The 13,662-nt window shown below is 54.4% G+C and carries 11 protein-coding genes; 1 reads left to right on the forward strand and 10 read right to left on the reverse strand.

The features are described from left to right. Positions 1-577: 577 nt before the first annotated feature. Genes VE954_RS38580 through VE954_RS38610 form a run of 7 tightly spaced genes read right to left on the reverse strand, consistent with a single transcriptional unit; the run spans position 578 to position 7,263 of the window. Positions 578-1,339, reverse strand: a complete 762-nt coding sequence (locus tag VE954_RS38580) for an adenosylcobinamide-GDP ribazoletransferase (RefSeq protein ID WP_324963235.1) — start codon at positions 1,337-1,339, stop codon at positions 578-580. Continuing rightward, a complete protein-coding gene (cobT, locus tag VE954_RS38585; protein ID WP_324963237.1) occupies positions 1,336-2,373 on the reverse strand; it encodes a nicotinate-nucleotide--dimethylbenzimidazole phosphoribosyltransferase in 1,038 nt (345 codons plus the stop codon). The genes VE954_RS38580 and cobT overlap by 4 nt, the downstream gene beginning before the upstream one ends. Further along, positions 2,348-3,907, reverse strand: coding sequence for a cobyric acid synthase (locus VE954_RS38590; RefSeq protein WP_324963238.1), 1,560 nt, complete (start codon positions 3,905-3,907; stop codon positions 2,348-2,350). Before VE954_RS38590 ends, cobT begins: the two co-directional genes overlap by 26 nt. Beyond that, entirely contained in the window at positions 3,895-4,965 is a 1,071-nt protein-coding gene (locus VE954_RS38595) for a histidinol-phosphate transaminase (protein ID WP_324963240.1), read from the reverse strand. Before VE954_RS38595 ends, VE954_RS38590 begins: the two co-directional genes overlap by 13 nt. Beyond that, positions 4,962-5,924 (reverse strand): adenosylcobinamide-phosphate synthase CbiB, encoded by a 963-nt coding sequence (cbiB, locus tag VE954_RS38600; protein ID WP_324963242.1) that lies wholly within the window; start codon positions 5,922-5,924, stop codon positions 4,962-4,964. Before cbiB ends, VE954_RS38595 begins: the two co-directional genes overlap by 4 nt. Next, positions 5,917-6,507, reverse strand: coding sequence for a bifunctional adenosylcobinamide kinase/adenosylcobinamide-phosphate guanylyltransferase (gene cobU / locus VE954_RS38605; RefSeq protein ID WP_324963244.1), 591 nt, complete (start codon positions 6,505-6,507; stop codon positions 5,917-5,919). Before cobU ends, cbiB begins: the two co-directional genes overlap by 8 nt. Positions 6,508-6,543: 36 nt before the next feature. After that, entirely contained in the window at positions 6,544-7,263 is a 720-nt protein-coding gene (locus tag VE954_RS38610) for an adenosylcobinamide amidohydrolase (RefSeq protein WP_324963246.1), read from the reverse strand. A gap of 126 nt (positions 7,264-7,389) precedes the next feature. On the opposite strand from VE954_RS38610, the gene VE954_RS38615 reads away from it, so the two are divergent. Next, a complete protein-coding gene (locus tag VE954_RS38615; protein ID WP_324963248.1) occupies positions 7,390-9,795 on the forward strand; it encodes a S9 family peptidase in 2,406 nt (801 codons plus the stop codon). A gap of 46 nt (positions 9,796-9,841) precedes the next feature. On the opposite strand, the gene VE954_RS38620 is transcribed toward VE954_RS38615, so the two are convergent. The 3 genes from VE954_RS38620 to VE954_RS38630 form a co-directional block, all read right to left on the reverse strand. Then, positions 9,842-11,158: an MFS transporter gene (locus VE954_RS38620; RefSeq protein ID WP_324963250.1), complete on the reverse strand. Its 1,317-nt coding sequence runs from the start codon at positions 11,156-11,158 to the stop codon at positions 9,842-9,844. A gap of 156 nt (positions 11,159-11,314) precedes the next feature. After that, a complete protein-coding gene (locus VE954_RS38625) occupies positions 11,315-12,232 on the reverse strand; it encodes a hypothetical protein (RefSeq protein WP_324963253.1) in 918 nt (305 codons plus the stop codon). Between the two features lie 69 nt (positions 12,233-12,301). After that, a complete protein-coding gene (locus tag VE954_RS38630; RefSeq protein ID WP_324963255.1) occupies positions 12,302-13,288 on the reverse strand; it encodes a triacylglycerol lipase in 987 nt (328 codons plus the stop codon). Positions 13,289-13,662 lie beyond the last annotated feature (374 nt).

The following is a 13,662-nucleotide window of genomic DNA, read 5'->3' on the forward strand; positions in this document are numbered from 1 at the left end:
GAACCTTTCTTCTTACGTGAAAGATCATGCTGCGCCGATTTCAGTGACTTCTCCCGTTTTTTTAAATGACGGGGGTTTTTGATAACAAGGATTTCTTTTTGCTCGGTTACACCAGTCAGAAACCTGGTCGTTCCCCAATCAGGTTGGAGTACTTGCCGACAATCCGATAGACAGGGATATTCTCGACTTAAATAGGTGAATCAATGAAAACTGCCTTGTTCTTGGGCTCGCTTCTGCCCACTTCAGAGGGTCTATAAAGGCGAAATAAGAGCACTTCAGGGTGCATTTGTCGAGGTGGACACCAAGTGGCTCTACTTCGTGTCGAGGGCTGTTTTTTTGCACTGGCGTAACAATCCGTGCCTCGGCATGCCTATCACTACAACACACTCCTCGTTTGATGACATGCAGAAATTCCAATACGGTCATGTCGTAGGAAACAACGTTTACTGTAGTCCCTGATATGCTTCGAGCAGGACCACAGGCGAGTGAGGCAAAGGACAAGGCCCATGCTCGGCTTTAAAGCCTTCTTTGCGACAGAACCCTTTCACGACTGCGTTGGCCGCAGATTCGCCTTTGCTTAAGGCGGCGACTGTGGCCATAACAGGCAGGCGAGCAGGAATAAACTGAACTCACAAATCTTGATAGCCGCGCCTAGACAGTCTCCCGTGAGGCCCCCGAGTTGTTTCTGCAAATACCTCCGTAACCATAGAATGAGCAGCCCCCATACAAGAGGAAACGCGATCATGGCTGGTATCGAGGGCAGGAAAGTGAAAAGAGGGATGATCGGCCACAGAGGTAAAAGAGTTCGCCAGCCGTGAAATGAAGTCGGAATAAAACCTTGTGATCGACTTCCTGCATGATTCAGGTAAGGCAGCGTCCCGAGCAGAGGGATGCAGACGCTGCGGCTTAAGACGGCGCTGATGAGCAAGGTTCGTCCTTGAAGATCCATGGCCGTATTCCGCAGGGCTAAAAATCCACCGCCTGACACAATCAAGAGAGCAAGAACCCCGTAGCTTCCCACGCGCGGATCTTTCATAATCTCCAGGCGGCGTGGAATCGTGTGACCCCCCAGCATCCCATCGGCAAAATCAGCCAGACCGTCCTCGTGCATGCCCGCTGATAAAAGACAGGGAAAGAGCAAAGCCAAAAACAGAGCCACATCCTGGGCCATCCAGCGTGAGGCCACCATTAAGATCACGAATTGCACGCCACCAACCAACCAACCCAGCACGGGTAGGTAGAGGCTGGCACGAGAAAAAGCTTCGGCGGGAAGATGCCACAGGATAGGGATACGAGTAAACGTGACAACGGCCGCCAGAAAGCTCTGCAGGACTTTCATGGCGTCACGCGACCTTCAACTTCAGCGCTGGCAAACGTAGCCATATCACAAAGGATCGCTGCTGCCGATCGCACCAGTGGCAAAGCCAAAGCTGCTCCCGTGCCTTCACCCAGGCGCATGCCGAGATCCAGAAGCGGTTCCACTTCCAGGTGATTCAAGAGAGCTGTATGACCATCCGCACCCGAACGATGGGCGAAGACCAGATAGGATTTTATCTGCGGATAGGCTTTTACGGCAACCAGCACAGCGGCACTCGCAATCAAACCATCTACCAGGATCACCATACGCTGCTCGGCAGCTGCCAGAGCCGCTCCGGTGATCATGGCGAGTTCCAATCCACCAAAAACGCGCAGAGCCTCAAAAGGAGCTGTGATACGGCCGTGTTTTTGGAGGACCTCCTCCAGGCGGAGACGTTTATGTTGCAACTGCTCATCATCACAACCTGCCCCGCGACTGACCGCCTCATCGAGTGGAATATCGCAGAGGCAGTGAATAAGGAGTGCCGCTGAAGAAGAATTGCCAATTCCCATTTCGCCGAACGCGACCGTGTTGCAACCATCAGCCTTCAGCTTTTGCACCAGCTCGGCACCCGTGGTCAAGGCCTTGAGCAAATCCGTTTCGGTCATGGCTGCTTCGTCCAGCATATTGCGACTGCCCGGACCCAGCCGTCGATCCTCCACCCCAGGCCAGGGCGTAGGCTCGAGGGTACCCGCATTGATCAGATGCAGATCCCAGCCTAGCTCGCGAGTCAGCACATTGATCGCTGCACCACCCTGTGAAAAATTGCGAACCATGGCCCCGGTTACGCTCTGCGGATAAGGACTGACTCCGGCGCGAGCGATCCCGTGATCGGCCGCAAAAACGAGCAGACTGGGTTTTTCAATGCGTGGTTTCTGGGTCTTTTGAATCAGCCCAACTTGCAAGGCGAGTGATTCCAGCCGTCCCAGGGAATGCAGGGGTTTAGTCTTATTGTCGAGTTCAGCCTGCAAAACAGGGATAAGAGAAGCATCAGGTGTGCTGATATGGAATTGCATGGGTTTTCCTAGCGGGAAGTTGAAGAAGTTTTAAAATAGCGGCCATATTTATATGCTGATCCCAGTTGTCAGCCAAAGCGTCGAAAGCCATGGACTTGGGTCGGGCCTGCGTAACCCGAACGGGAGCCAGGCCTTTGGAACGTCTGAGCGCATTGATGGTAGCCAGACGCAGATGCGTGTTATCAAAGAGTCCATGAATCAATGTACCCAGAAACTGGCCATCTTTATGGAGCCAGCCTTCGCATGCCCCATCGTCGGCATCCTGCATGGCAGCCTCGCCCGAAATCGCACTTGCAGGAAATGTCACCCGGCCCATGTGAATTTCATAACCTTGCAGGGGTGTACCGTTCATCCCAGGCATCCAATCAGGAGCCTTACGAAACTGCAGCTGCCTTTGCCGCGTTACTTTTTCCGAAGTAAAATGCGTTTGGATGGGCAGAAGGCCCAGGCCTGGTGTACTGGACACGTGAGCCTCAACCTGATCCGGATCATGAATGCCAAGACCCATCATCTGATAGCCACCACAGATGGCCAATACAGGCCGTCTGGCTGCGAGACGCTGCTGGAGGACGTCAGCAAAACCGCGCTCCCGAAGCCACTGCAGGTCACTGATCGTAGCCTTGGAACCTGGTATGATCAGAAGATCCGCATCATGAGCTTCGCGCGGATCCGTGATGTAAGCCACGTGACAATTTTTTTCTTCTTCCAGTTTGGCGAACTCATCGTAATTGGAAAGACGCGGCAGGCGAATGACCGCAATATCAATGCCATCAGGATCGCGTCGCAAACGATCAGGTCGGGAGTCAAGACCTAATGAATCCTCTTCAGCCACCCCATGATGCCGCATATAGGGCAGGACGCCAAACACAGGCTTGCCACTGCGTTCCTCGATAAAGTGAATGCCATCCACAAACAAAGCTGGATCACCGCGAAATTTATTAATCACAAAACCAGCCACCAGCTCACGCTCGTCCGGATCCAAAAGATCCAGTGTTCCAAGCAGCGAAGCAAACACACCGCCGCGATCGATATCGCCCACGAGCAGGACAGGAGCCTTGACGCTTTTCGCCACAAACATATTCACAATATCATTGGCTTTGAGATTCACTTCGGCCGGACTTCCGGCGCCTTCAACAATCACGATGTCGTGCGTGCGCCGGAGTTCTTCGAGGCTGTTCAGAATGATTTCGCGCAGGCGTGGCTTCTGTTCATGGTAGCTGCCGAAATGGTAACGTCCCGCTGGACGACCCAGAATCACCAGTTGCGAATGACGATCGCCTTCAGGCTTTAGAAGCAGGGGATTCATATGCACAGTCGCCTCCACCCCGGCGGCTTCCGCCTGAATCATCTGCGCCCGACCAATTTCTCCTCCGTCTCGTGTGACACCTGCATTGAGAGCCATGTTTTGAGCCTTAAACGGCGCAACTTTGAAGCCACGCTGGGCGAACCAGCGGCAGAGCGCTGTGGCAATCAGACTCTTGCCGACATTGGAACTTGTTCCTTGTACCATGAGCACAGGACTCAGGTTTGACATGACAACTCCTCATCCAGGGCTTTCCAGAAACGCTGCAGGGCAGGTTGAGGACGAGCCGCAATACGTATCCAGTCGGGCAGATCATACGAGGCGCAGCTGCGCACCAAAATGCGATGATTGTTCCAGAGTCGCTGGATCAAATCTTCGCCACCGGGTGGACGCAGCATGGTAAAAATAGTTGCGGATGGAATAAACGGAATGGCTCTTTCCTGCAGACCTTGCTCCAAACGTTTGCGGTCATCGAGCAGCATCTCCCGGCTGTGGGTCAGGCGCTCATGATTCTGCGTGATCCATAAACCGGCCGCCTGAGCCAGACTGTTGACCGACCACGTGGGAATAAACCGGGTCAGTTCACGCACCAGATAAGGATGAGCTTCCATAAACCCGAGTCTGAGGCCGGCAATCGCAAAATCCTTGGTCAAGGAATGAAAACGCAAAACATTCGAAGGCCACTCCAAGAGAGAAGCGCTTCGCCAATGTGGGCTCAGGCTCAGAAATGAATGATCGAAACAGAAAAGCGTTTTAGGATAATCGAGGGCCAGCCGGGCCAGACCCGGGACATCGTGAAAAAAACCGGTCGGACTGCACGGATTGCTGGTCATTACCAGGGTTATAGGCTCCTGGTCCAGACGTTCCCGGAGACCTTCCATTGTCCAACGAAAATTGTCCTGGGCCGAGGTGCGATAAATAATTTTTTGCGCACCTGTGGTGGCAGCAGCCCGGGAAAATTCTGAATAGTTGGGTTCAATGGCAAGCCAGCGCAGACCGGGTTTAAGATAGGCGCGCGCCACGGCCCAGAAAAGTTCATTGCAGCCATTACCGACCAGGATCTCTTCCGAGGTGCGGCCGACCATCGCCGCCAGCCCGTCCCGCAACATTTTTTGCTGCGGATCAGGATATTGATCGAACGGCTGCCGACTCAGGAATGTGCACAGATCGGGATCGGGGCCGTAGGGGTTGATATTGACACTTAAATCCAATACAGATGCATCCGGCACCCCGCCCTCGGGCGTGAGCCCGCCATGGGTCCAGTCCGAGTGCTGCAAGTTCGCGTTCATACCCAAAATCCAGCTCCTCCCAATGAGGCTACGAAAAAAAAGGGCCAGGCAATGCTCGCGGCAAGTTCCGCATAACGCCAGGCTTCATGAATCAAGGGTAAGGTACTGGGTCTCAGCGGATATCCCAAGGTGTAAACCCCGCTTTTCCTCAGCTGGATACCCAGCATGCCAGCCATAGCCGCCATGGGCCAGCCCCCGTTCGGACTGGGTGTCAGAGCATGATCACGACGCGCGACCACCCAGGCTGCACGGGCATCGGGTTTAGGCAGACGTGCGACGAGTCCACGGATACTGCGGGCCAGCAACAGAAAGAAAACGGTTAAACGCGCGGGAATGAAATTCAAAACATCATCGGTACGAGCCGCAACACAACCCAAATTTCTATAATGATTTTTGTAGCCGATCATCGCATCCATGGTGTTCACAGCACGATAAAAAATGGCTCCCGGCACACCGAAGAGGATTGCAAAAAACCATGGTGCGATCACACTGTCGGACAGGTTTTCCGCCAGAGAGCTGATGGCCGCTTCGGTCAATTCCTCTTCGTTCATCTGGCTGGCGTTACGGCTACAAAGCGAGCGTAATTCCCATCGGGCTCCCTCGACATCACCTTCGGCCAAACGTCGATGCACGTCTTCTGCGGCTCCGCCCAGGGCTTTCCAGGCGAAGCTGGCTTTCAACCAAAAGGTGGTGACGCCGAGTTGAAGCCAGGGAATGGCGGTCAGGGCTTCGATACTGAACCAGCAGAGACCCGCGAAAGCTGCAGGAATGAACAAAGTGAGGAGCAGGCCCCCGATAAATTCCAGCCGAGGCCCATGGCCTAAAAATAGGGTCTCACCCCAGCTGATCGTACGACCCATCCAGACCACGGGATGCCAGCGGTTGGAATATTCTCCGAACATCAGATCGATCAGGAGAGCCAGAATCCAGGCCAGACCCAGTATGGTCAAACTAGGCATGATTATCCTCGGCCGCGAGGCGAACGAGTTTTTTCAGGGGCAGGATCACACCGAAAGCCGCCAGGAAAACTTCATCAGCTGCGCCGGAGATATCCTGCTGCAGTCGACCGTTGAGATCACGGAACCGGCGCGCGAGCGCATTGTCTGGAACGATGCCCAAACCTACTTCGTTGCTGACGACCAAAACTCGGGGAGCTTGAATCATGGCAGCGTGGAGGCCCAGGTGCACGTCCTCGCGAATCTGCGCATCAGTTTTTTCCTGGAGCAGGAGATTACTGATCCAGAGCGTGAGGCAGTCAATCACAATTACATCGCATTTGGGTTGCTCCGCCAGAGCATGATGGAGAGCGAAGGGTGCATTCAAAGTACGAAACCTGTCACCACGTTCAATGCGATGCGATTTAATGCGTTCACGCATTTCTGCATCCCAGGCCTGGGCTGTTGCTATGTAAAGTCTATTTTCACCGACTCGCAGAGCTGTTTGCTCGGCAAAGCGACTTTTGCCGGAACGCGCGCCGCCGCTTATCAAATTCAAAGAGCTCTGGGTCGGCAAAAAAAAGGCCGATGTGGTTGCAGATAACATAGTCCTCTCCTTGGTGTTCGGCGTCTGTGGCTAAGGTTATTTCATTGCGGCTTGGAGCCTGTCAAGAGTCAGCGGGTGATCCGGATGCTGCTGCATCCAGCGTTGCACACCCTTCTGCACGGCATTGAAGACGGCGGCACCTATGGCGGCGCCGGCATCTGTATGTTTGCCCGCGTAGGCCACCTGCAGTTCCCTATCAGGACAGGCTATGGCATGACAATCGGTCCCCGTGCCCGTGGCCGGTTCCCCACTGATCGCACTGCGTAAACCGCTTTCCAAAACTGCAGCGGTTTTGGCTTCGGCGCTGATGACCATGGCTTCCAGCATGCCTTCCAAAGTGAGAGCCTGATCGATAAGACAGGCGCAATTGATCGTGCCCACACGCCGCGACGGTCGACTGGGATCGCCGGCCCGCAAAGCGTTGCCCAAACCCACCGTGGCCACGGCCAGGGCCGTGACCTCGCCAACCGTCACCGAGGCCCGGCTATAATGTTCAATCCTGGCGCTGGTCATAAAACCCAGGGCATCCGCAGCCCCAATATTTTTGAGACGCTGCTGCAAAAATTCCCGTGGGCAGGTCTGGATCGTGAGATCATAAGGACCCACCTGAATCCAGGCTATATTTTGCGTGGTATGCAAACCGCCGCCTTGTAAGGCCCAGCTCAAAGTCTTCATAGGCTCAGGAAAGGTCCACAGCAGAAAAGGCTGTGTTGCATCCACGGCATGGCCGGTAATAATGGAAGATTCTCGTTTCATACGGGTGTTCTCTAGCATGGGCATCCAGAATTCTCGATCCCAAATCGAGTTGAGCTTGCCGAAATTCGAGCGAGGCGTTACCAACAGAGCAGAAACGATGACACGATTGAACCAAAAGGATGTGCCATGATCCGCAAGCTTTGTATGCTGGGATTGCTCCTGTCTCAGACAGCTGTTTTCGCAGGGCCGAAACCGGCACCGGCAATTCCCACGACGTTACGCGATATGATTAAAGCCCCGCTTTGGCCCATTTCGACGCCCGATCCGACGGGACAGAAGGTGCTCTACCTGGAACGCGTGCCCGTGGTTTCCCTGGAGTTTCTGGCAGCTCCTGCCTTGGGTCTGGCGGGTGCCCAGATTGATCCGAAGATTTGGGCCACCAAACGGCGCTCGATCCACACCAACCCCTCGATTTTGACTTTGGACTCAAGGCAGACCCTGCCTCTGCGTGTCCCCAAAGATCGTCATGTGGAATCCATCCGATTCAGTCCTGATGGTCGCTGGGTGGTCCTGAGTCTGGATGCCAGCGATGGTGTTGAAATCTGGTTGGCTGATGCCAACAATGGATCCGCGCGCCGTCTTGAAAAATATTATTTGAATGATAGTTTCGTGCAGACTCCCTTTCATTGGTCGGCCGATAGTCAGACCGTTTACGTCGCCACCAGGGAAAAATCTCAGGATGCCATGAAAGCATCGGAACTGGATGGCGTCACCATTGAAGAAGCGGAAGGGACGCGCGTTCCAGCGCGCACGTACGCCTACCTGCTCAGAACGGCCGAAGATCAAAAGCTCTTTCATAAAGTGGCCCAGGTTCAGCTCGTCGCTCTTGAGGCCCGCACGTTAAAGGCTAAAAAAATCGGGGCCGCGTTGCCTCTGCAGTCCTTCTCGCTGGCGCCTCAAGGTGATAGCCTTTTGCTCGAGAGCTTTGCCGCGCCTTATTCCCTGGCAGTTCCCGCAGGACTCTTTGCGCGCGATATTCAGGTCCTTTCGTTGAAGAATAACAGCCTGCGAAAAGTGATGCAGATGCCGCTGGCTGAGACTGTGCCCCCGGAAGGTGAGCGCAAGGGGCCCCGGGATGTGCGCTGGCAGCTCGATCATCCGGCTCGACTGCTCTGGTGGGAGGCTTTGGATGAGGGTGATCCGCGCAAGAAAGTTCCGCATCGCGATCGCCTGATGACCTGGGACTGGCCATTCACAGGTCAGGCGCAGGAGCGATTGAAGACGGAAGAACGCGCCGCGGGCGTTAATTTTCTGCCGCGTGCTGATCAGATCCTGGTGCGTGACATCAACCCTGACACGCATCGCAGCCGGGTGGATTTCGTCGATCTCAAAACAGACGCGCGCCGGCGCTTGCTCGACTATGAAATCACGGATGCTTATCGAAACCCTGGTCGCTTCGTGCAGGCGCCCGATGCCGCCGGCCGCGAACGCCTTGTCATGGACCAGGATCGCTTGTTTCTGGCGGGTGAAGGGCGCAATCCCAAAGGTGAGCAACCGTTCCTTGACGCGATAGATGTGAATACAGGCAAAACCACCCGTCTCTTTGAATCCGCTGCCGATGCGAGCTACGTTGAGGAATTCAGTTTTATGGTCGGTCGTAAACCGGGTGTCCTGGCCTTGACACGGCAGGCCGCCGACATGCCGCCGAACCTACGATTTCATGATTTGGCCACGGGTCAAAGTGAAGCTGTTACGCAGTTTGTGGACAATGTTCCAGCCATGACCAAGGCTAAAAAACAGCCGTTGGTGTATCAAAGGAAGGATGGCATCACGCTCTCTGGAACGCTGTACCTGCCGCATGATTATGTCGCCGGCACCAAGCTGCCGGCCATGGTCTGGGCGTATCCAGAAGAGTTTCGTTCCAAGGATGTCGCCGGTCAGGTCCGGGTTTCGGACAAACGCTACAGCCGTCCTTCCCCTATCGGAGTGGAGTGGCTGGTTACGCAGGGCTATGCGGTCCTTACCAACGCGGCTATGCCTGTGGTCGGTGACAAAGAAACCGTGAACAATACGTTTGTGCAGCAGATCGTTTCGAATGCCGAAGCTGCCATCGATGCCCTCGATCAGCGCGGGGTGGTCGATCGCAAACGGGTGGCCATTGGTGGGCATAGTTACGGCGCGTTCATGACCGCCAACCTTTTAGCTCATAGTCATCTTTTTTGTGCGGGTGTGGCGCGGAGTGGAGCCTATAATCGCAGTCTGACGCCCTTTGGTTTTCAATCCGAACGGCGGACATTCTGGGAGGCGAAGGACTTTTATATGATGGTTTCGCCTTTCGCTGAAGCGGATAAGATCAAAACACCTTTGCTCCTGATTCATGGCAAGAACGACAACAATCCGGGTACCTCGCCGATTCAAACCGAACGCATGTTCCAGGCCATTCGTGGCGTGGGAGGCACAGCCCGCCTCGTCATGCTTCCTTACGAATCGCATGCCTATCGGGCTTTGGAAAATGTGGAAGTCGTCCAGAGTGAAAGTTTGGATTGGCTGAATCGTAACTGTGGGCCGATCAAAGCCACAGCCGATCGCTGACAGGACAGGTGGTGGGGACCTGGTTCCCTGCTGCCTGAAACCTCCCTCATCGTCCTTTGAACATCACACGACCCAGGCGTGGAAAAAAGCGCGAAGGCTGCAGAAGGTCGAGCAGGCGACTATCTCCAAGTTTGGCCAGGATCAGAACCGGCAGGAGACGCAGAACGCTGGACAGCAAAAACAAGCGACCGTAATCCGCAGAGGTCGGCGTGCCCGAACCCAAAAGCAAATAGCCAACCCAGGACCCCAGGAACATGGCGCTCGCGTTCAGCAGCTGCGTGAGGGTCAATAGACTGAGACGTTCGCGATGGGACTGCTTATCCATCATCAGGAGCGTAACGCCCAGCTCATGACAACCCCAGGCCAAACCTGTAATGACCTGAAAGAGGATCAGGCAGGCAAAGTTATCGGTCGTGGTCCACAGCAGGGGCAAAGGCACGATGAGCAGCGCCCCGAGGTGGGTGAGGGTGGTGGAACCCAAGCTATGGGCCATCCTTTGCAGTAAACCACCCGCCGCCACGCGAGCAATAAAGGCTGTACTGATGAGTATCATATAATCGTGATAATCGAGCGCCAGCTGCTTCAGCATAAAGGCATTGAAGAAGGGTCCGGAGATATTGGTCGCCATTTGCGTCAAAAAGAGAAACGCAATGATCGTCAGCGTGCGATTTTCCGTAAGCCAGGACCAGAAACTCTGTTTGAACAAAGCCCGGACATCCACTGTGGGTCGGACCAGGCTTTCCGGATGGCGGGCCAGAAACCCTACGGACACGTAGCGGCACACCCCACTGATAAAGAAGAGCAGGGCGAAAATCGGGAGTTTGTGGGAAGCCGTAGCCTGCGTTTCCAGGGCCAATCCTGCCACGAGAAGACCCAGCACCGTAAAGAGCTGAGCGACGCGCGCCCGATACGCAAAAAAATGAGTGCGGCGATCGTCCGGCACGATGGAACCAATCCAGCTGCTCCAGCTCGGACCAGCGGCGAGGCCAAAGGTCCAGTAACCGCAGATCAGAAAAAACACAGTTTGATCCTGGGGGAGCGGGCTGAAATTCAGCCCCCAACTCAATAGCCCCAGGAGCACAAGGGCTGTGCCTTGAATAGCGGCGCTGACCATCACCCAGGATTTTTGGGAACGAAAAAATTGAGCGCAAAATCCGGCGGCCAGCTGGAGGACCGAGCCGATTAAAGTCGGCAGGGTCACGAGCAATCCGGAGGCTCGCTCACTAAAACCCATCGTCAGCACAAAAGCACTGAGATACGTTTCGCCGATTCCTACCATAAGGGAATAGAACGCGACGTCCCAAAGGCTGGCGCGAAGCGAGCGGGGCACGGCATCATAAGGCTGTGGAACGCGGGTATGCATAGGGTGTGTAACCTGTTTCTTACTATCTTAAAATATTTACGAGGGAATAGCAGGAGGTGTCCTGGAGTCAGGAGCGGGCGCTGGATATTTGGCAGAAATTTTCGAATTGTTCCAAAGGCGAACGGCCGTCTGGTTCAGGCGACGGCCGGGCCGGGACTACTTCTTGAGGTCTTCCTCTTTCACGTCATCCTGATACTTGGCCTGAGTGTAACCACAGGTTTTTTTGGGTTCGCTTCGAATCTTCGGCACGTCATGCACACAGACAGCCTGGGCCACATCAATCGGTTTGGGAAGGGGTGCATTGAGCAGCTGCATGGCTTCGGTATATTCAGGAGTATTGGGCTTGCCCTTGACCTTACATAGCAAGGACACCGAAAGCATCAAGGTATAGCAGGGATTCTCGCCATCGAATTTCAAGGCGGCCCGATGATACTTGATGGATTCATCAATGCTGCCGCGGATATGAAAGATCCAATCCATCAGAAAGAAATTGGGAACGAGGCGATAGAACAGCCCCAATCCATAATGCGCGGAACCCTGCAGCGAGACATTGGGACGGAACTGGATATCCACACCGGATGCCACCACCTCGAGCCAGCTGTCGCGCACCGCTTGACCGTAACGCAGCGAGGCGAAGATGCCGTCAATGCTCGCAATCTTGGCCCGCAGAGAGGCTTTGAAAAATTTGCAAAGCATGTGGGACGGCGCCCGTTTCAAACATTCGTTGATTTTCTTTTCACCGTCTTCCAGATACTTGCGTGCAGTCGGATGATCCTTGGGATCGGTGAAACTGGAACCCAGAAAGAAGGCCTCGGCGGCCATCATGGAATAACCATCGAGCCAGTCCGGTTTCTTGCGGATGACCTGCTCCAGGATGAAGAGACGTTTCTCATGTTCGGCATTGGAGAGCGCCTCCACCTGGAATTTGTCCTGCAACGCTTGAAAGTCACGGGCCAATTCCGGTTCCGCTCGAAGCGGCGCCGTATCCATTTGGTAAGTTTTTTTTTCGGAAGCCTCAAGGCGGATGGAAACAAGGAGAGTACTGAACAAAAACCAAGAAAGCAGACTGCGCATGTCCGAACCCCAAGTAAACGGCGAAGGGCACAAGCATACCACAGCCTGCATGAATACGAACAGTTTCCCTTAATACCCGAGGTCAGCCAATTCGTTCGTGAGTTCCTGATAGAAACTCAGGTGCCGAAAGCGATCCGACGTGCTGCCAAAGAGCTGTCCGATCAGATCAATGTGGTCCGCGCTGACAACGCCGCGATAACGTCCCCATTGCGCGGAGCGTTCTGAAACCAGCCCGTCATTTCTTTTGCCAAAGCCAAAGGCAATTTGAAATCCGGCCAGCAAGGGATCCATGCGATCGCCTGTTCCCCAGCCGGTAATGCTGCTCACGCCGGCATAGGATTGATAGTAGACATCCGGGCTATCAGGCGTCGCAGGATTGAACGACCCCTCCAAAAACTCGGGCGACAGGTTATAGAGGCTAGCCCGGACGTCAAGATCGGTCGGTTTCATTTGGCCTTTGCCCAGAAAACCAGAGACCAGGTATTCGAAAGCTTTGTAGAGCAGGTTGTCACCTTTGCCGAGAAACTTAAAAATAAGCCCTGGGATAGGCGAACCGTAGTGAGGCGTGCCAATGGTGGTGATCGAAGCCACCTTGCGATTAAAGCCCATATGGGCCACCAGGTAGCGGGCATCCAGTCCACCCATGGAATGCGCGATGATATTCACTTTGGGTGCGCCGGTCGCCTGCATTATTGCATCGAGCTGCGGCGCGAGTTCACGGGCACGAGCCGCCACTGTCTGAACAGGATTGACAGCTGTGGAGTAGATGTTATGGCCTTGCGGGTTGAGCGTGGATCGGACTTTGTAGAAATAATCGAAATAGAAGACCTGGTCCCAGCCGAGAAAACCGTGAAGCAGTACGATAGGGTACTGGGTTTGCCGGGCTCGTGCGCGAAGATCCTCGGCCTCGGAATAATCAGCAATGTCCGGGTCGACTTCGCGGTTTTCTTCTTCAATGTATTCTTCATCATCGTACTCCGCTGTGGCGAACAGCTTGGGTCCTGGGGCCGTGAACAAGGCGCAAAAAAGCCCCAAAGAGAGCATGAAACGTGTCATAGCGATCCCCTCAATCGATTCCAAATCTGTCGGCTGTATGTGACTATCTACAAACCGGTATACTTCCACTTTGTCGTTTTGCCGAATAAAAAAAACGAAAGCGCCTCGAAACAGAGTGAGAGTATGGAAAAGAAATTGAAGGAAGTCTGAGATTGATGAGGTCCAAGGCAAAACCGAGATTGAAGACACCTAACTCGTGTCGTGCATGGGTGAGGGAGCGCATTCAAGACGTTGCGTGATGGAAAAGGCAAGGAGGCAAAAATAAGCTCGTCCTGGCGAGGGCCTTCAATTTTTTACCCAGCGCTTTCCGTTCATCAGGATATTCGTTCATTGATCCATGGAATTACGGAGGAGCTCCCACCAACTGTCTCCAT

It is taken from the genome of Oligoflexus sp. (assembly GCF_035638955.1).
GTDB lineage: Bacteria > Bdellovibrionota_B > Oligoflexia > Oligoflexales > Oligoflexaceae > Oligoflexus.